The organism is Cellulosimicrobium cellulans, from assembly GCF_016921195.1.
In the GTDB taxonomy this organism is placed as follows: Bacteria; Actinomycetota; Actinomycetes; order Actinomycetales; family Cellulomonadaceae; genus Cellulosimicrobium; species Cellulosimicrobium cellulans_F.
The window spans coordinates 39883-58970 of the sequence record NZ_JAFGYF010000004.1 but is presented as its reverse complement, the minus strand read 5'-3'; the positions used below and the strand labels follow the sequence as shown (position 1 = coordinate 58970).

12 protein-coding genes are annotated in these 19088 nt (G+C 73.5%); 6 read left to right on the top strand and 6 right to left on the bottom strand.

The features are described 5' to 3' along the window. Positions 1–20: 20 nt before the first annotated feature. Complete coding sequence (locus JN535_RS10390) at positions 21–1316, bottom strand: hypothetical protein (RefSeq protein WP_205205492.1); 1296 nt, start codon at positions 1314–1316, stop codon at positions 21–23. A gap of 124 nt (positions 1317–1440) precedes the next feature. On the opposite strand from JN535_RS10390, the gene JN535_RS10385 reads away from it, so the two are divergent. Next, entirely contained in the window at positions 1441–2307 is an 867-nt protein-coding gene (locus tag JN535_RS10385; RefSeq protein WP_205205491.1) for an alpha/beta hydrolase, read from the top strand. A gap of 39 nt (positions 2308–2346) precedes the next feature. Here the strand turns inward: JN535_RS10385 and JN535_RS10380 are convergent, their stop codons facing one another. Continuing rightward, positions 2347–4683 carry a glycoside hydrolase family 65 protein gene (locus JN535_RS10380; protein WP_205205490.1) on the bottom strand — a complete coding sequence of 779 codons (2337 nt, stop codon included), beginning with the start codon at positions 4681–4683 and terminating at the stop codon, positions 2347–2349. Between the two features lie 576 nt (positions 4684–5259). Here JN535_RS10380 and JN535_RS10375 point away from each other — a divergent pair. From JN535_RS10375 to JN535_RS10365, 3 genes are all read left to right on the top strand, one after another. After that, complete coding sequence (locus JN535_RS10375) at positions 5260–6420, top strand: multicopper oxidase domain-containing protein (RefSeq protein ID WP_205205489.1); 1161 nt, start codon at positions 5260–5262, stop codon at positions 6418–6420. Between the two features lie 169 nt (positions 6421–6589). After that, positions 6590–10525, top strand: coding sequence for a ThuA domain-containing protein (locus JN535_RS10370; RefSeq protein ID WP_205205488.1), 3936 nt, complete (start codon positions 6590–6592; stop codon positions 10523–10525). 160 nt (positions 10526–10685) lie between these two features. Next, positions 10686–13157 carry an OmpL47-type beta-barrel domain-containing protein gene (locus tag JN535_RS10365; RefSeq protein ID WP_205205487.1) on the top strand — a complete coding sequence of 824 codons (2472 nt, stop codon included), beginning with the start codon at positions 10686–10688 and terminating at the stop codon, positions 13155–13157. A 124-nt stretch (positions 13158–13281) separates the two neighbouring features. On the opposite strand, the gene JN535_RS10360 is transcribed toward JN535_RS10365, so the two are convergent. Then, positions 13282–13914, bottom strand: coding sequence for a glycosyltransferase (locus tag JN535_RS10360; protein ID WP_205205486.1), 633 nt, complete (start codon positions 13912–13914; stop codon positions 13282–13284). Positions 13915–13974: 60 nt separating this feature from the next. After that, a complete protein-coding gene (locus JN535_RS10355) occupies positions 13975–14976 on the bottom strand; it encodes an SHOCT domain-containing protein (RefSeq protein WP_205205485.1) in 1002 nt (333 codons plus the stop codon). A 154-nt stretch (positions 14977–15130) separates the two neighbouring features. Between JN535_RS10355 and JN535_RS20765 the strand changes: the two genes are divergently transcribed. Then, positions 15131–15652, top strand: coding sequence for a hypothetical protein (locus JN535_RS20765; RefSeq protein WP_240200974.1), 522 nt, complete (start codon positions 15131–15133; stop codon positions 15650–15652). A 58-nt stretch (positions 15653–15710) separates the two neighbouring features. Here the strand turns inward: JN535_RS20765 and JN535_RS10345 are convergent, their stop codons facing one another. Next, the gene (locus JN535_RS10345) at positions 15711–16931 is read right to left on the bottom strand and encodes a saccharopine dehydrogenase family protein (RefSeq protein WP_205205484.1); all 1221 of its coding nucleotides are present in this window, start codon (positions 16929–16931) and stop codon (positions 15711–15713) included. Positions 16932–17094: 163 nt separating this feature from the next. Here JN535_RS10345 and JN535_RS10340 point away from each other — a divergent pair, with 163 nt between their 5' ends. Then, complete coding sequence (locus tag JN535_RS10340; protein WP_205205483.1) at positions 17095–18141, top strand: restriction endonuclease; 1047 nt, start codon at positions 17095–17097, stop codon at positions 18139–18141. Positions 18142–18151: 10 nt separating this feature from the next. Here JN535_RS10340 and JN535_RS10335 read toward each other — a convergent pair whose 3' ends face one another. Further along, positions 18152–19084: an HNH endonuclease gene (locus JN535_RS10335; protein WP_205205482.1), complete on the bottom strand. Its 933-nt coding sequence runs from the start codon at positions 19082–19084 to the stop codon at positions 18152–18154. Positions 19085–19088: the final 4 nt, after the last annotated feature.

Below are 19088 nucleotides of genomic sequence, written 5' to 3'. Positions count from 1 at the left end.
TCTGCTGGTCACGGCCGAGGCTAGGGCGTCGCGGTGTCGGCGCGACGACGTCGCGGTGACGATCGCGTGGCCGGAGCAGGAACGACCGAGGGCCGAGGCACGCCGCCCGGGACCTCACGCCCGCGCGGGACCTCGTCGCGCTGGTGCGCGTCGGTCCTCGCGTCGTCGGCCTCGGAACGCGCGTCCGCCGGGCCCGCGGCGACGTCGGCGGCGACGGCGTCGTGCTGCTCGGTGGGCTCCGTCGTCGCGGGTGCGGGCCACGGCTCCTCGACACCCTCCGCGCCGTCGCGCGGCCGGGCACCGGCCGCCCGGTGCACGACGACGGCGAGCGGCGCGACGAGGACCCCGCACACCAGACCCCACGCCAGACCGGCCTGGAGCACGGGGAGAACCCGCCCGACGTCGGGCAGGACGCCGCCGGAGGTGAGGGTCGAGACGGCGACGGGCACCGCCGCGGCGACGGCCGCCCCCGCGACGCACGCGAGCCAGGTGGAGAGCAGGAGCGCCCAGCGGCCCTCCGCCGGGGGGAGCCGGCGGGCGGCGAGGGCGGTGAGCAGCCCGACGGCCAGCCCGACGCCGAGCGGCAGCGCGAGGTGCACCGGGTCGGCGAGGAGAGCGTCCCGGTCGACGGCGAGCCGTGCGGAGGGCAGCAGCACCACGTCCCGGGCGACGCCCCACGGCGACTGGGGGTCGACCGCGCCGGGGAGCACGGTCCTCCCGACGCCCACCGCCGCCCAGAGCACGCCCGTCGCCGTGCCTGCCGCGAGGGCGGCCGGCCAGGCGCGCACGGTGGCGGGGGCGCGGGTGTGCCGCGTGCCCGCCGGGTCGTCGCGCCGGTCGGTCAGCGCGCGCGTCGCGGCGACGGCGAGCCCGACGACCAGGCCGTTCACGAGTCCCCACCAGCCGCCGAGCGCGGTGGTGACGAGCTCGGTGATCGTGTCGGCGCGCCATGGGAGCGTGACCCCCGCGAACCACGCGGCCGTCGCGGCGAGCGCGGACGCCGCGACCACCGCGAACCAGACGGCGAGGAACGTCGCCCACCGGCCCGTGCCGGCGGGCAGGCGCCGTACCGCGAGCTGCGTGCCGGCCGCGACCAGGGCCCCGGCGAGCACGGCGGTGAGGAGCGTGCTGCCGGAGACCGGCACACCTGCCGCGACGGGCGCGGCCGGGTGGGGGAGCAGCGCGCGGACGAGGGCGCCGGGCACGGCGGACGCGGCCCCGGACAGCCAGTCCCCGAGGCGGCCCGTGACCATCCAGAGGACCGTGGTGAGCGTTCCGGCGACGACGACGGCGGGGACGGTCCTCGATGACGGCATCCTGCGAGGGTAGTGGCAGCGGCGCACCGGTCGCACCGACGTCGATGAGTTCCCGGGGCGGTCGTCGTCAGAACGCTCGGGAGCCCCGGTGCACGACCGCGGGCACGACGACACGGAGGATGCCATGAGCGAGCGCAAGACCCACACCCTGGACGTGCCCGGCGCCGTCGTCGCCTACGACGTCTGGACGCCCGACGTGGTGGGGGACCGCCCGCCGCTGGTCGTCATGGGCTCACCCATGGCGGCGTCCGGGTTCGAGCAGCTCGTCGGGCTGCTCGACGACCGCCTGGTCGTCACGTACGACCCGCGCGGCACCGAGCGCAGCACGCTCGCGGCGGACGGCGAGGTCTCCGTCGAGGCGCACGCCGACGACCTGCACGCGGTCGTGACCGCGCTCGGGCTGGGCCCGGTGGACGTGTTCGGCTCGAGCGGGGGCGGCGTCGTCGGGCTGTCGTGGATCGAGCGCCACCCGGGCGACGTGCGGACCTTCGTGTCGCACGAGCCGCCGATCACCCCGCTGCTCGAGGACGCCGGGATCGTGGCGGCGGTGCAGGCGGACATCGTCGACACGTACCGCCGCGAGGGGTTCGGCCCGGCCATGGCGAAGTTCGTCGCGCTCGTGAGCCACGTCGGCCCGCTGCCCGCGGACTACCTCGACCGCCCCGCCCCCGACCCCGCGACGTTCGGCTTCCCGACCGAGGACGACGGGTCGCGCGACGACCTGCTGCTCGGCAAGAACCTCGCGACCATGCCGTCGTGGTCGCCCGACGCCGATGCGCTGAGCGCCTCGGGGACGCGGATCGTGCCCGTCGTCAGCGCGCAGGGCGGCGGCACGCTCGCCTGGCGCGGTGGCGCGGCGCTCGCGGAACTGCTCGGCGTCGAGGCCGTGACCTTCCCCGGTGACCACGGCGGCTTCATGGTCAGCGAGTGGTCGCCGGACAACGACCCCGCGGCGTTCGCGGCCGCGCTGCGCGAGGTGCTGGACGCCTGACGCCGACCGTCGCCGACCGGGCCGGCGCCGGACGAGACGCTACGAGGCGTCGAACAGCGGCGCGCGGCCCGGCGGCTGGGCGGGCGGCGGGTCCGCGATGCCCGGGAGCAGCGGCCGCTCGGCCTCCGGCCGTTCGGGCGTGAGCTCGAGCTCCTCGTCGTCGTGGACGAGCCGCAGGGCGTTCCCGGACACGAGCCGGTAGGTCACGCCGTCGCGCCGGACCTCGACGCGGGCGCGCGCGCCCTGGTGGTGAGCGGTGAACGCGAGCCGCGTGAGGCGGGCGGGGAGCCGGGGAGCGAGGCGGAGCGCGCCGTCGTCGTGCCGCAGGCCCGCGATCCCGGTAACGACGGCGGTCCAGGCGCCCGCGAGCGAGGCGACGTGCAGCCCGCCGTCCGTCGAGGCGCGCAGGTCGTACAGGTCGAGGAGCGCGCACTCGCGCGCGTAGGCGTAGGCGAGGTCGACGTACCCGATCTCCGCGGCGACCACCGCCTGGGCGGGCGCGGACAGCGACGAGTCGCGGACGGTCAGCGGCTCGTAGTAGTCGAAGTCCCGGCGCCGCTGCTCCGCGGTGAACTCCTCGGGCGCGGTGTGCAGCGCGAGCACGAGGTCCGCCTGCTTGACGACCTGCCGGCGGTAGAGCTCGACGTAGTGCACGTGGTCGTCCAGCGGGAACCGGGCCGTGCCCTCGGCCTCGAAGTCCCAGTGCGCGTGGTGCGTGAAGTCCTGCGACTGCTCGGTGACCCCAAGCTCGGCGTTGTACGGGACGGTCATGCGCTCGGCCGCACGCAGCCACTCGCGGCGCTCCTGCGCGGTGACGCCCCGCCGGGCGGCCTGCTCGGGGAACCGCGCGCACAGCTCGTCGGCGGCGCGCAGGTTCTTGCGCGCCATGAGGTTCGTGTACGTGTTGTTGTCGACGACCGCGGTGTACTCGTCGGGCCCCGTCACGCCGTCGATGCGGAAGCCCGCCGCGGTGTGGTGCCCGCGCCCGGCCCACAGGCGCGCCGTCTCGACGACGAGGTCGACCGCGACGTCCCGCGCGAGCTCGTCGTCGTGCGTGGCCGCCACGTGCCGCACCGCGGCGAGCGCCACGGCCGACGCGACGTGGAACGCGGCCGTCCCGGCGGGCCAGTAGCCGGATGACTCGCGGCCGCTGATCGTGCGCCACGGGAACGCCGCCCCGGGCAGACCCAGCTCGGCCGCGCGCTCGCACGCCCGGTGGAGCGTCGCGTGCCGCCAGCGCAGGTGCGCGGCGGCCGCGCCGGGGAGCACGTGGTCGAGCACGGGCAGCACGAACGTCTCGGAGTCCCAGAACGCATGACCCCCGTACCCGGTGCCCGTGAGCCCCTTGGCCCGCACACCGACCCCCTCGACGCGTGCCGCCGCCTGCACCACCTGGAACAGCGAGTGCCGCATCGCCTGCTGCATCTCGTCGTCGCCGTCGAGCTCGACGTCGCCCCGGTCCCACACGTCGGCGAGGACGTCGGCCTGCTCGCGCGCGAGCGCGTCCCACCCGGCCTGCCGGGCGTCGGCGAGCACCGCGTGCGCGTGCGCGGGCAGGGCGTCCGCGTCCTCGCCGCCCGCGTAGGCGGCGAGGACGACGACGCTCACCCACTGGCCCGCACGCAGGTCGACCGTGAGCACCGAGCCGCCGCCGCGGTGGTGCCACACGGGCGAGACGCCGTCCGCGGTCTCGACCACGTGCGCGGTCTCGACCGCGACGCCGCGCTCGGAGCGCACGGTGCGCTGGCGCACCGACGAGCCGTCGGCCTCGTGCCGGCACGAGACCGTGCGCAGCCCGGGCGCCGCCCGGTCCTCCTCCGCGTCCCCGTGCGGGCAGTCGGGCACCGGCCGCACGGCCAGGGCCACGTCGTCGTGCGCCTGCACCCGCCAGCGCGCCGCGACCACCGCGCGCCGCGCGAGCGGCACGAGCCGCTCGGCGTGCAGCGTCACGGTGCCGCCCGCCGGCGACGTCCACCGCAGCTCCCGCCGCAGGACACCGGCGCGCAGGTCGAGCACGCGGTCGTGCGCCTCGACCGCACCCGTGAGTCCCGGGTCGCCGCCGTCGCCGTCCGCGGCGGTCCGCACGTCGACGGGCGCGCCGTCGACCGACCAGCCGAGCCGCCAGGCGTCGACGACGGGCACCAGGCGCTCCTCGACCGCGGGGTAGGCGTAGGCACGCTCGGCGTAGGTCTGGTCGAACTCCTCGAAGACGTCGGCGACGAGCGTCGCCGGGTCGTCCTCCGCGGCGACCTCGTCGAGGACGCCCCGGACGCCCACGTACCCGTTCGCGAGGGACAGGAGGGAGGCGGCCGCCCGGGGCGAGTCGACCGCGAGGCCCGGCTCGCGGACCGTCCAGGCGGGGGGAGCGTTCGTCACGCGGTCACTCCACCACGGGCGCGCGTCGTACACCCGCCGAGGCGCCCGGGACCCCGCCCGCGTCGCGCGACGGGCGGCTCCGAGCGGCTCCCGAGTCTCGGCTTTGGCGGAGAAGTGTCGGTCGACCGGGGACTTTTGCTTGTTGTCGACACAACTTTCGACCAACTGTTGACATCGCCTCCTGACTGCGGTGTCATAAACCTCGTTGCCCCTGGAACCGACCAGGGGACCGGACGTCGGGCAGGGGAGCGCGGCGTCCGGACCGACAGCCGACGGCGCGCACCGAGGCGTGCCACGGCGGGACCACGGCGGTCCCGGACCTCGCCCCACGGTCGGTCTCCCACCGGCCGCGAGACGAGCCCCCGCACGACCGAGCACCTGTCTCGACCCTCTGCGACGCGGGACACCCCCGCACGACCCAGTCCTGCCCACACGTCATCGAGCGCCCCGCCGCACCACCCCGGGGACCTCCGCGCGCCGACGGGGCGCCGGTCAGCGTGGCAGCGAGCGCCGCCACGCGGTCCGGCGCGCCCGCGAGCAGCCCGGACGGCCCCGAACGCCCGGAAGGAGTCCCCCATGCACGACCCCACGACCGAGACCGAGACGCCCGCGAGGCCGCTCTCGAGACGGGCTCTCCTCGCCGGCGCGGGCGTCGTCGCCGCGAGCCCGGCGGCCGCGCTGCTGCTCGGGGCCGGCGGCAGCGTCGCCGCGGCGCCCCCGGCCGCGGCCGCGACGACGACCGGTGCGGCCGCCACCGGGGCGGTCGCCACGGCCGCGGGCGACGTCCGCAAGATCACGATGTACGCCGAGCGCATCTCCGACACCCTCGTCGGCTACGGCCTCGAGCGCGGCAAGGCCACGGTCCCCGGGCCGATCCTCGAGATGTGGGAGGGCCAGACCCTCGAGATCACGCTCGTCAACACGACGGACAAGCGCCTGTCGATCCACCCGCACGGCGTGAACTACGACGTGAACAGCGACGGCAGCGCGTTCAACAACTCGTTCAACGAGCCGGGCGAGACGCGCACCTACACCTGGTCGACCGTGAAGATGGCGCGCGACCGCGGCATCTGGATGCCGGGCAGCGCGGGCTACTGGCACTACCACGACCACGCGTGGGGCGACCACGGCACGCAGGGGATCGCCGCGGGCCTCTACGGCGCGCTCGTCGTGCGCCGGGTCGGGGACGTGCTGCCGCAGAAGCAGTTCACGATGGTCTTCAACGACATGACCATCAACAACAAGGTCGCCCCGGACACGCCGATGTTCGAGGCGAAGCTCGGCGAGCGCGTCGAGTTTATCTGCATCGGTCACGGGAACCAGCTCCACACCTTCCACCTGCACGCCCACCGCTGGGCGAACAACCGGACGGGCCTGCTCGCGGACCAGTACGACACGAGCCAGGTCGTCGACAACCGGGACCTCAACCCGGGCGACGCGTTCGGGTTCCAGGTCGTCGCCGGCCTCGGCGTCGGGCCGGGGGCGTGGATGTACCACTGCCACGTCCAGTTCCACTCCGACGGCGGGATGGCCGGCATCTTCCTCGTGCGCAACGCCGACGGCTCCATGCCGCCGGGGGCACAGGAGTCCATCGACCGGTTCCAGGGCCACGGCAGCCACACGACGTCGGCCCCGTCGGGTGCCGCGCCGTCCGGGGCCACGGCCACGACCGGCGGCGCTGCCGCGGGCGGGACCGGACCGGCCGTCGTCGGCCTCACGGGCCACGCCGGCCACTGAGCGGGACCGACGGGTCGCAGGCCGGCCCGTAGCAGCACACCCGCACCAGCACGACCCGCTCCCGGCCCGCCCGGGAGTGCCGCACCGATGACGAAGGAGTTGGAGAGTGCTGTCCAGACGATCGACATCCCCCGCGAGGGGACGCTCCCGACCAGGAGCACTGCTGGCCATGACGGTCGGCCTCACGAGCGCCGCGCTCGTCGCGAGCGCGGCCGTGATCCCGGCGTCGGCCCAGCCCGTCGCCACGACCCCGACGAGCACGGTCGCCTCGAGCGTGGCCCCCACGGCCGGGTCCGTCGCGGCCGCGACGGCCACCGCTCCCGTGCGTGTGCTCGTGTTCCACGGCGCGCCGGACGAGCAGACCGACCCGGTGGTCGCCGCGACGGCGGCGCTGACCGAGCTGGGCGCCGCCAACGGGTTCGACGTCGAGGCGACGTCCGACCCCGCGATGATCAGCGAGGCGACGCTCGGCGAGTACCGCGGCGTCGTCATGCTCTCCGCGGAGGGCATCGAGCTGAACGGCGAGCAGGAGGCCGCGCTCCAGGCGTACATCAACGGCGGCGGCGGCTTCCTCGGCGTGCGCGACGCCGCGCGCGCCCAGGAGTCGTCGAAGTGGTTCGAGGGCCTCGTGGGCACCCGGATCGCGGGCGCGACCCCGGTCTCGGAGAAGGTCGCGGAGGCGACCGGCACCGGGCGGAGCCCGGCCGCCGAGACGCCGCCCATGGCGGTCGACGGCGACCCCGGCACCAAGTGGCTGACGTTCGCCCGCACGGGGACACTCACGCTCCGGATGGAGCAGCCCGTCGCGCTCGTGGAGTACAGCCTGACGTCCGCGAACGACTCCCCGGGTCGCGACCCCAAGAACTGGAAGCTCCAGGGCTCCACGGACGGCCAGACGTGGGTCGACGTCGACACCCAGACCGACCAGACGTTCTCGCAGCGCTTCCAGCGCCGCACCTTCGAGGTCGGCAACGAGACCCCGTACGGCTGGTACCGCCTGGACGTCACGGCGAACTCGGGCGACGCCGAGGTCCAGCTCGCCGAGATCTCCCTGTACGGCCCGGACTCCGTCGAGCAGCCCGGCGAGGAGATCCCGGTCGAGGAGCGCACGGTCGACCTGGTCGACCGTCAGCACCCCGCGACGGCGGACCTCCCGCTCACGTGGGACCGCGAGGACCGGTGGCTGGACTGGACCGAGGACCCGACCGGTGACGTGCACACGGTCGCGACGCTCGAGCCCGGCGCCGACGCCGGCCCGACGACCAACCCGTTCCAGCCCCTGTCCTGGTGCCGCGACTACGACGGCGGCCGCTCGTTCTTCACCGGCATGGGCGGCACGCCCGAGAGCTGGGAGGACGAGACGTTCCGCACCCACCTGCTCGGTGCCCTCCAGTGGACGACGGGCGTCGTGCGCGGTGACTGCCAGGCGACCATCGCGTCGAACTACCAGGCCGAGCGCCTGTCCCAGGTCAACACGCCCGGCACGCTGGACCAGAACGGCGAGCAGCACGGCCTGACGATCGCGCCCGACGGCACGGTCTTCTACATCGGCCGCGGTGCCTGCCCGACCGGCCCGATCGTCCCGTGGAGCGACCCGAACGTGGGCCTCGGCTGCGGCACGATCCACCAGTGGGACCCCGAGACGGGCGAGGCGACGCTGCTCACGACGCTCGACGTCATGGGCAACCGCGGCAGCGGCGACGAGCTCGTGAAGAACGAGGAGGGGCTGCTCGGCATCGTGCCCGACCCCGACTTCGCGACCAACCACTGGCTCTACGTGTACTGGATGCCGCACGAGAGCATCGACCGCGAGCGTCGCGTGGGCTACCGGACCGTCTCGCGGTTCACCTACGACCCGGCGACCCCGACGATCGACCAGAGCACGCGCGTCGACCTGCTCGAGTGGGAGACGCAGATCCACAGCTGCTGCCACGCGGGTGGCGGCATGGCGTTCGACAGCGAGGGCAACCTCTACATCGGCTCGGGCGACAACAACTCGTCCGGCGGCTCGAACGGGTACTCCGGCAACAACTGGACGCAGGAGTACGCGGGGATCAGCTTCCAGGACGCGCGCCGCACGTCGGGCAACACGAACGACCTCAACGGCAAGATCCTGCGGATCCACCCCGAGGACGACGGCACGTACACGATCCCGGAGGACAACCTGTTCCCGGTGGGCGAGTACCCCGCGGACAAGACGCGTCCGGAGATCTACGTCATGGGCGTGCGCAACATCTCGCGCCTCCAGATCGACCCCGACACGGACTGGCTCACGGCCGCCTGGGTCGGGCCGGACGCGACCAGCCCGAACCCGGACCTCGGTCCGGCGAAGTACGAGACCGCGACGATCATCACGTCCGCGGGCAACCAGGGCTGGCCGTACTGCATGGGCAACAAGCAGCCGTACCGTGACCGCAGCAACGAGGACGCGAGCGTCCTCACCGGCTGGTACGACTGCGACAACCCGAAGAACACGTCGCCGCGCAACACGGGCCTCGTGGACCTCCCGCCCGTGCGCGACAACATGATCTGGTACTCGCCCTCGGGCGGCGGGCCGGTCTTCCCCGACCGCGGCGACGGCATCCCGACGTACGAGGACGACGACGCGACCTACACCATCCCGTGGCTGCGGGGTGGCGGCCAGGCCGTCATGTCCGGCCCGACGTACCGCCAGTCGCAGGTCGACCCCGAGTCGGACGTCGCCTGGCCGTCGTACTGGGAGGGCAAGTGGTTCATCGGCGACCAGTCGAACCCGAACAACCGCGTCGCGGTGACGGTCGACCCGGAGAACCTGGACGCCCCCGTGTTCATGGAGGACCTGCGCCAGATCATCCCGGGCGGTCGCGGTGACGGGCTGCTGCAGAGCTGGATGGACGCGAAGTTCGGTCCGGACGGCGCGCTGTACCTCGTCGACTACGCGGGCGGCTTCTTCAGCCTCGACCCGAACCAGAAGCTCATGCGGATCACGTACCAGGGCGGGGCTCCGACCCCGGCCCCGGCGGCGTCCGCGACGAGCATCCAGGGCGACCCGCTGACGGTGCAGTTCACCGGCGAGCGTTCCGGCGGCGTCTCCTACCTCTGGGAGTTCGGCGACGGCTCGACCTCGCGCCAGGCCAACCCGAAGCACAAGTACCCCCGCATCGGGACCTACGAGGCCAAGCTCACCGTGACGTACGCGGACGGCTCGAAGGCCACCGTCACGACCGACGGCTCGCCGTCGTGCACCCTGCCCGACGAGCGCGAGACCGTGTTCTTCGGCGACGTGGACTCCACGGTCGAGAACCTCGACCTGGGCGCCTGCACGATGAACGACCTGTTCCAGGACGAGAAGGAGTGGCGCACCCACGCCCGGTTCCTGGCGCACGTCGAGTCGGTCGCGAAGAGCCTGTACGACGACAGCCGGATCGACGAGCGCGAGCGCGCTCGCCTCGTCGACGCCGCGGCCCGGTCCCAGATCGGCGTGGACCCCGGCGGGTACCGCACGATCTTCGACGGCACCGAGGCGTCGCTGTACGACTGGTTCCAGGCACCGGGCGGGAAGTTCACGCTCGAGCCGGGCGGTTCGCTGAAGTCGAGCGGCGGCCTGGGGATGCTCTGGTACGCGGGCGAGGAGCTCGGGGACTTCTCCGTGAAGCTCCTGTACCGCGACGTCTCGGAGGGTGACCACCACGCCAACACCGGCGTGTTCACCCGGTTCCCGAACCCGAACGACCCGGGCGGCGCCCAGTGCGCCGAGGGGCAGACGTCACCCGCGTGGGTCGCGATCTACTGCGGCCACGAGATCCAGATCTACGACGGTCCGACGGGTGAGCCCCAGAAGACCGGCTCGGTCTACAACTTCGACCCGGTGGGCCTGAACACCGGTGGCGAGAAGCCCAAGGGCGAGTGGAACGAGTACGAGATCCGGGTGGTCGGGCAGCAGTACACGATCATCCGCAACGGCGTCGTCATCAACGAGTGGGAGAACACGCCGGGACAGCAGTCGTCCCGGGCCGGCGACCCGCCCACGGACCTGCGCCAGTTCGACAGCGGGTTCATCGGGCTCCAGAACCACGGGAACGCGGACCTCATCGAGTTCCGTGACATCCGGGTGGCGGACCTGTAGCACCGCCGGGCGGGGGCGGCCGAGCCGGGCCGTCCCCGCCGAGCCCGGGGCCGCCGTCGTGCAGCACGACGGCGGCCCCCGGGTGGGCCGCACGGCCCGCCCGACCCCGCGCCCGACCAGCCCGACAGAACCCAGACACCCCCCGGAGGAGTGCACCCTCATGGAACGACGTACCAGTCCCGGCGGCTTCCGCCGCCGCGGCGCGCGGCGGTTCCTCGCCGCCACGGTCGCCGGACTCACCGCGACGACGGTCCTCACCGTCGCCCCGGCCTCGGCGAACCCCACCGCACCTGCGACGGCGTCGTCCGCCGTCGTGTCCGCAGCCGACGCCACCGTCGCCGCCGAGCAGGTCCTCACCTGGACCGCGGACAACAGCGTGACCGACTACAAGACGTTCCCCGCCACGGCCGAGGCGGGCCCCGCGACGATCGTCTTCGAGAACAGCATGGCGACCGGCAGCACGTTCGGCATGAGCCACACGCTCACGTTCGACACGTCGTCGCCCGGCTACAACCACGACGTGAACCTCAACATCCTCGCGAGCCCGTTCGACGCGAACGGCGGTCGGCACGAGGCGCAGGTGACCCTCACGCCCGGGAAGTACCGCTACTTCTGCGCGATCCCAGGGCACGGCGAGATGTGGGGCGAGCTCGTCGTCACCGACGGCGGCGGGGGCGAGGACACCACGGCCCCGTCCGTGACCGCCCAGGTCACGGGCGAGCAGGACGGCGACGGCGCGTACGTCGGCGGCGCGACCGTCACGCTGACCGCCACCGACGACGACTCCGGCGTGGCCGGGGTCGAGTACGACCTCGACGGCGCGGGCTGGCAGGCGTACACGGAGCCGTTCGTCGTCGACGCCGTCGGCGCGCACACGCTCCAGTTCCGCGCGACCGACGCCGCGGGCAACACGTCCGAGGCGCAGACCGCGACCTTCACCGTCGTCGAGGGCGACGTCGAGGAGGACACGACCGCCCCGGTCGTCGAGCCCATGGTCATGGGCCAGCAGGACGAGAACGGCGCGTACGTCGGCACCGCCGCGTTCATGCTCCACGCGACGGACGAGGGCTCGGGCGTCGCGTCGGTCGAGTACCAGGTCGACGGCGGTGCATGGCTGCCCTACACGACGACCGTGCCGTTCACCGAGGTCGGCGAGCACACCGTCTCCTACCGGGCGACCGACGTCGCGGGCAACGTGTCCGAGGTCGGTTCGGTGACCTTCACCGTCGTCGCGGGCGGAGAGGAGGACACGACCGCGCCGACCGTGACCGCCGAGGTCACGGGCGAGCAGGACGACAACGGCGCGTTCGTCGGGTCGGCCACGGCCACGCTCACGGCGACGGACGACGGGTCCGGCGTGGAGAGCGTCGAGTACGACCTCGACGGCGCCGGCTGGCAGCCGTACACCGAGCCGCTCGTGATCGACGAGCCCGGCGAGCACACGCTCGTCTACCGGGCCACCGACGCCGCGGGCAACGTGTCCGAGGAGACCGTCACGGAGTTCGTCGTCGTCGCCGACGCGGGCGAGGACACCACCGCCCCGACCGTCGCCCACCAGGTGAGCGGCACGCAGGACGAGTCCGGCGCCTACGTGGGCTCCGCGTCCGTGCTGCTCACCGCGACCGACGAGGGCTCGGGCGTCGCGTCGGTGGAGTACGACCTCGACGGCGCCGGCTGGACCGAGTACACCGAGGCCGTCGTGGTCGACGAGCCGGGCCAGCACACCCTCGCGTACCGCGCGACCGACGAGGCGGGCAACGTCTCCGAGGCCGCGAGCGTCACGTTCGCCGTCGTCGAGGGTGACGGGAGCGACACGGTCGCCCCCACGGTCGACCACCGCGTGATGGGCGGCGAGAAGAACGAGGCCGGCGAGTACCTCTCGAACGTCTTCGTGCGCCTGCTCGCGAAGGACGCCGACTCGGGCGTCGCCTCGGTCGAGTACCAGGTGGACGGCGGCGAGTGGACCCCGTACGCGAAGCAGATCTCGGTGCGGACCCCGGGTGCGCACACCGTGACCTACCGCGCGACCGACGTGGCGGGCAACGTCTCCGCCCCGAAGACGGTCTCGTTCGTCATCGCGGGCGGTGAGGAGCCCGGCGACACCGACGGCCCCGTCGTCACGGCGGGCGTCAGCGGCAGCCGCACGCGCGACGGCGACTTCGTCGCGAGCGCGCGCGTCACGCTCACCGCGGTCGACGAGGAGTCCGGCGTGGACCGCATCGAGTTCCAGGCCAACGACGGCGCGTGGCAGCGCTACGCGGCCCCGGTCGCGTTCGCGGCCGACGGCCAGCACGTGGTCCGTTACCGCGCGGTCGACGGCGTCGGCAACGTCACGACCGGCGAGGTGACCTTCACGGTGCTCCAGCTCGTGCGCGACCGCTGCGTCGGGTCGGACATCCGCCCGACCGTGATCATCGACGGCCACGACAGCACGGTGCAGAACTACGACGACGGCACCGGCTGCACGGTCAACGACCACATCGCCGAGAACGACGAGTACGCGACGCACCGCGAGTTCGTGGACCACGTGAGCCTCGTGACCGAGGACCTCGTCCTCGACGGCGTCCTCGACGACGCCGAGCGCGAGCTCGTGATCGCCGCGGCCGTGCTGTCCGACATCGGCCGCCGCTGACCGTCACCTGACGGTCCGACCCGACAAGTCCGATCGACGACGGCCCGGACTCGCACCCCCCAGGTGCGGGCCCGGGCCGTCGTCGTGCTCGGGTCACCCGGGCCGTCCGACGTCGGCGCCCGGGTCAGGCGGGCGCGTCGCCGTAGACAGGGCGCACGAACGCGAGGACGATGCCCACCCCGCCACGCTGCGCGAGGCGCGCGCGGTCCTCCGGATGGTCGAGCAGGTGCCGCAGCACACGGGCGACCGCCTCGGCGTCCGGGACGTCGACCGTGTCCGGGTCCGGCCCCTGCGCCGGGCGCCCCTGCAGCAGGTCCTCTCCGTCCGCGTGGCGTGCCCGCGCGCCGTCGTGCAGCTCGACCCGGAGCGACGGACGACCCTCGCCCGGGACGACCTGGACGCGCGCGACGTCGTCCCACCGCACGACGACCCGGACCACCTCCGCGCGACCCACCGGAAGCTCGACCTCGTGCGGCCGCAGCACGACCGCCTGCCTCGACGGCCCACGCACGTACGCCAGCAACCCGACCCCGAAGCCCAGGACCAGGAAGCAGGAGACCGCCGCCGCGACCCCCTCCTCCCGGAGCAGCAGCCAGACGACGAACCACACCGACCCGCCGAACAGCGCGACGAGGATGAGCAGGACGGCCAGGTAGTCGACGACGGGCGTCAGGCGCTCGCGGCCGCGCACGCCACCACGCACCGCGGTCCACACCATGCTCGGCCGGTGCGGGGGACGGGGCGGGCGGCTGCTCACGAGGACAGTCTGCCGAACCTCCGGCCGGTGCCGAGCACGACGTCGCTGTCGTCCGGTCGGTCAGGACCCGCCGAGCAGCATCCGCTTCGCCGCGGCGAACTCGTCGTCGGTCAGGGCGCCGGACGCGTGCAGGCCCGCGAGCTCCGAGAGCGCCGCCGCGATGTCGTGCCGCACGGTGGCCTCGGGAGCGGCCCCGCCACGCGTCGTCCGGGTCGTGGTCGTCGTGGTCGTCGACGGGGCCGCCGTGCTCGGCGTGGGTGAGCCCCAGGCAGGCGCGTCCTCGGGTGCGCTCGGGGTCACCGTGCTCGGGGACGCGGTGACCGGCGGCTCGGCGACCGGGGACGCGGTGACCGGCGCGTCGGTGACGGCGCCGAGGGCGGCCGCCCGGGCGGCGTCGTGCAGGGCGCGCGTGCGGCCGCGGCGCGCCTGCACCACGACCCGCTCCCCGGGTAGGCGCCACACGACCACCGGGTCACCGGGCTGCGGGACCTCCGACGGGAGCAGGTTCGTCACCGGCGCGAGGCGCGTCACCGTCGTCGTGAGCGCGCCGTGCCGCACGCGGACCACGCACTGCGCGACCCCGCCCGACTCCGTGCGGTCGGTGACCGACGCCGTCACGACCCCCGTCTCGCGAACCGCGGCCTTCCGGTCGCGGTGGTACTGCGCGTAGAGCGGGGCGTCGTCGCGCGAGCGCCGCAGCGACCGCGCGTACCCCGCCCACAGCGGGCCGAGGAACACCCACGGGAAGATCGTCCACACGACGTTCCAGAACCACGGGAAGAAGCCGTCGTGGTCCCACGCGTTGACCGTGACGAGCCAGACGAACCCCACGGACAGCAGCACGAGCAGCACGCCGTTGCGGATCTTCCTCCCGACGCTCGACGGCGGGTCCAGGAGGCCGTCGGGCGTCCGCGGCAGGTCGTCGACGGACTCGTCGTTCGCCACCAGCCGCAGGATGGCCCTCCGGTCGGCGGCCTTGCGCGCGAGCGCCGCGGACGGCGGGAGGGGCGGTTCGTCGTGCCGAGCGTCCGGCAAGGACGCCCTTGTGGCGTGGTCAGACATCACCCCGATCCTACGAGCGGCCGCTGCCAGCCTCCCGCCGACCATGGGGTTGACGATCGTCTGGCGCCGAATACGGTCGACGACACCATGGCCGGCGGTCGATGACCGCGTGCTCGGCGTCGAGCACCGTCACGATGCGTGGCAGGGTGGCGGCATGACGACGCTCGCCCAGGTCCGCGCGGCCGCGCTCGCCCTGCCCGAGGTGGCAGAGGGCGCGGCCGCCGGGACCGTCTCCTTCGTGGTGCGCGGGCGGCGGTTCGCGGTGGTGACGCGGGACGCCGTCGTACAGCTCCGCCTCGCGGACGACGACGTCGCGCGCGTGCTCGCCGAGCACCCGACCGCGCGCCGATGGACGCGCGGCGACCACCTGCTCGGCGCGAGCGTGCCGCTCGCCGACCTCGACGGCCAGCAGGCCAACCACTGGGTGCGGCGCGCGTGGTTCGCCCGCGCGCCGCAACGGCTCGGGGCTGCTCTCGTCGCGGCCGACGCCGCCGAGCCCGGCTCCGTCGGTGACCTCCCCGCCGCCATCGGACGCCCGGCGACTCGCGCGCTCGCCGGTGCGGGGATCACCACGCTGTCCGACGTCGCGCGGCTCAGCGATCGAGAGCTGCTCGCGCTGCACGGGGTCGGGCCCCGGGCCGTGCGGATCCTGCGCGAGGCGCTCGCGGCCCGCTGACCGGCCGCGGTGTCCGCGGGAGGGTTCGCGCGGGCCTTCGGCTGTTCGGAGCGCGGGCTCAGCGACCGGTCGTCACGGTGATGCCTGCCTCGCGCGCTGCCGCGAGCAGCGCGTCGACGCCGAACGCCTGCACCGGGCCGAGCGCTCCCGTCGCCCGGGCCTCTCCCGCGGCAGCGCGGGCGGCGCCCCACGCGAGGAAGTGCGCGGTGAGGTCGTAGGCGTCCGGTCCGTCGAGCCGGACGCGGCGCAGGACGTCCCCGGACGCATCGCGCGCGACCGCGAGGACGTGGGTGCGCGACGCCGCGCGGGCCGCCGCGTCCGGGCCACCGCTCGAGCCGCCGCGCGACCGCGCGAACCGGCGCAGCGCGCCGCCCAGCCCGGGGACGCGCAGAGCGCCGGTCGCGACCGCCGTCGCCACGGGCGCGAGCCGCGCCGCGGGGCTGGTAACGCCCAGCGCGACCTCGACGTCGCGCAGGCCCGGTGCGAGGGGCGGCAGGGTGAACGGCTCGGTGCCGCCCGCCGTGATGCCCCGCACGCGGCGCCCCGCACCCAGGTCGAACGCCACGACGCGTGCGGCGACGCGCTCGGTCCGCAGGCGTCCGCCGCGCCAGGCGTACGAGGGTTCCAGCACCGTCTCGAGCGCGCTCGCGCGGGTCCCGCCGCTCACACCGCCACCGGTGGGGAAGTAGCCGATCTCCAGGCGCGCGGCGTCCGCACCCTCGTCCTGGAGCGCGAGCACGCCGGCGAGGTTGCCCGGCACCCAGTCGTGGCCGAACGCCGTGAGCAGCGCCGCGCCGGTGCGCCCGGCACGCGGGCCGAGCTCCTCGAACACGCGCCGGATGAACGCCGGCTCGCCCGTCGAATCGAGGTAGACGGCGGGCGCGTCGATCGCGGCCTCGACCGCCGGGCCGCCGTGCCGCACGAACGGGCCCACCGTCGAGACGAGCACGTCGCCCGGCTCGATCAGCGCCCGCACGGTCCGCGGGTCGTCGACGTCCGCGACCGCGGTCTCGAGCGGTGGTCGGGCGGGGGAGTCCGGCGTCGGACGGCCGGCACCGGCGGAGGCTGGCGGTTCGGCGAGGTGGCGGGGCGCCGCCATCGGTGCGGTGGCGGCGAGGTCGGCGGCGAGCGCGTCCAGGCGGTCGTGGGACCGCCCCGCGAGGACCGGCCGTGCTCCGCACGCCACGAGCCCGTGCGCGACGAGCGCGCCTGTGTAGCCCGTCGCGCCGAGGAGCACGATGCGGCCCGTCGCGGGCGGGGAGGTCGGGGCGTCGGTCATGGGGTCACTTTCGCCGGAACCGGGGATCTCGCGAGACTACGGAGCGGCGCCGGGGCTCGCGCGTCGGCGGTGCTTCCCGCGTCCGGCCCGTGAGCGTGCTGTGGGAACGAACGCCCGATGTACCTCTGGCTGATGAGGTGGCAGGCTCTCCGCGGGAGGTGTCATGGCGACAGCGTGGGTGGTTCGGTCCGGCAAGTACGGGGAGCGCGACCAGTGGGCGATCGAGAACGGAGTCTCAGGAGGGGGATGGCGAGAGGTTCCAGACCTGAGCCCGTGCCGGAGCCGTCAGGATGTCGCCGCGGTGATCGCCGATACCTTCCCTGAGCTTGGCGCACCCGCGCAGGCCAACTACACGGGGCAGACGTGGGCGCTGCGAGGTCGCATCAGGGTCGGTGACCTGCTCGTGATGCCACTCAAGACGACCAAGCAGATTGCCATGGGCCAGGTGACAGGCGGATACGAGTACCGCTCGCACGAGACGGACCCCGAGAAACGGCACGTCGTACGGGTCGACTGGAAGGTCACCGACCTTCCCCGATCGGCGGTCAAGCAGGACCTCCTCTACACCCTGGGGAGCGCCCTCTCGGTGTTCGCGCCGACGAAGGGACACGCAGTCGAGAGGCTTCGTGCGCTCTTGGCTCGGGGAGAGGACCCTGGGCAGCTGCCGTTCGTCCCAGTAGCGCGGGGGGCGGGAGGTAGTTCGCGGGATACGGACGACGTCGATGAACCTGAGCTGCACACAGACATCGTCGAGGTCGCTCGCGACAGGATCACGGCCCGTATCGCTGAGGAGTTTGCGGGGCACGACCTTGCTGCACTCGTGACAGCAGTCCTTGAAGCCGAGGGATTCGTGTGCACGATGTCTCCACCCGGAGCAGATCGTGGAATAGACATCGTTGCCGGGCGAGGGCTCCTGGGAATGGAATCGCCGCGGACGATCGTTCAAGTGAAGTCCGGAGGGCAGATCTCCGAGATGGTTGTCCGCGACCTGAACGGCGTCATACATGCACAGGGCGCGGAGCAGGGCTTGCTGGTTGCTTGGGGCGGTCTCACCAAGCCTGCGCGAGACGCTGTCTACGGCCAGCAGTTTCGGATCCGTGTCTGGACGGCGGAAGATCTGATCGATGCGGTGACGCGGGTATACGACGATCTGCCTGAGGACATTCGCGCGCGCTTGCCACTCAAGCAGGTGTGGATGCTGGCGGAGTAGAGGGCGTTCCCTACCTCTTGGCCCGCGGAAGATCGCCGGAGTCTGCTGGGGTGGACGATCGTGTTTCGAAGTGATCGAACCGCCATGCGAGGAGCTCGGGGTCAGGCAGGTCCGCCCTCCTGCGCGGCGCGTTGAGTCGCCGACCGTGCATCTCCTGCAGCCCGTGCTTGAGCATCGGGCCGTCGATCTCCTCAAGCAGGTCGAGCGCGATGCGCACCTCGTAGTCCGGTGTCACGCCGAGCATGTTCTGGTCGTACGCGGCGTGGTGGATCTTGCACAGCGCCAGGCCGTTGTTCACTGTCGGGACGCCTCGTTCATCACTGTCCGGCACGATGTGCGCGGCGTCGAGCAGTGCGCCGTGCTTGAGCTCGCAGATCGCGCACCGGGTCTCGTAGGCGACGAGGACTCGGGTGCGGAACGCGGGCTGGTGCAGCCGCTGCTTTGCGAGGCGCAACGCGTACTCGCGCTGGGGCGCGGTGAGGTGACGCGCGTCCGGGATGAACCGGAACGCCTCGTCAAGGGCGATGAGGAACTGACTGTTCTCCGGCTCGTCGTCCACGACGTACACCGGGGCGACCGGCGTGTAGATGTTCGGGACCTCCTTGCGGAAGAGGATGAGCGGCATCCCGCTCGTCATCGCCTCGCGCAGCTTGCGGTTGTCGCCGCTCCACGGGTCACCGGCGCGGTACGCGTAGTGGAGGAGGCCGTCGTCGGACTCGGTGTCGTCGTATGGTCCGGTCGCCGAGCTGACGATCGACAGCGTCGAAGAGAAGCTCTGCGGGTTGCGGATCCCGCGCGAGTAGTCGATGACGGGGAGCTTGTGGCCGTCGATGTGGAAGTCCAGCAACTCGTCCCGGTGAAGGAAACCGCCGTTCGCCTCGGCCCGGTCGTGCACCCACTGGATGATGCGCGTACGCAGAGCGGCTTCGACGGCAGAGTCCATGCCG

Coding starts and splice junctions, on each gene's coding strand:
- JN535_RS10390 (WP_205205492.1), bottom strand. CDS start 1,316: ATGCCGTCATCGAGGACCGTCCCCGCCGTCGTCGTCGCCGGAACGCTC.
- JN535_RS10385 (WP_205205491.1), top strand. CDS start 1,441: ATGAGCGAGCGCAAGACCCACACCCTGGACGTGCCCGGCGCCGTCGTC.
- JN535_RS10375 (WP_205205489.1), top strand. CDS start 5,260: ATGCACGACCCCACGACCGAGACCGAGACGCCCGCGAGGCCGCTCTCG.
- JN535_RS10370 (WP_205205488.1), top strand. CDS start 6,590: ATGACGGTCGGCCTCACGAGCGCCGCGCTCGTCGCGAGCGCGGCCGTG.
- JN535_RS10365 (WP_205205487.1), top strand. CDS start 10,686: ATGGAACGACGTACCAGTCCCGGCGGCTTCCGCCGCCGCGGCGCGCGG.
- JN535_RS10355 (WP_205205485.1), bottom strand. CDS start 14,976: ATGTCTGACCACGCCACAAGGGCGTCCTTGCCGGACGCTCGGCACGAC.
- JN535_RS20765 (WP_240200974.1), top strand. CDS start 15,131: ATGACGACGCTCGCCCAGGTCCGCGCGGCCGCGCTCGCCCTGCCCGAG.
- JN535_RS10345 (WP_205205484.1), bottom strand. CDS start 16,931: ATGACCGACGCCCCGACCTCCCCGCCCGCGACGGGCCGCATCGTGCTC.
- JN535_RS10340 (WP_205205483.1), top strand. CDS start 17,095: ATGGCGACAGCGTGGGTGGTTCGGTCCGGCAAGTACGGGGAGCGCGAC.
- JN535_RS10335 (WP_205205482.1), bottom strand. CDS start 19,084: ATGGACTCTGCCGTCGAAGCCGCTCTGCGTACGCGCATCATCCAGTGG.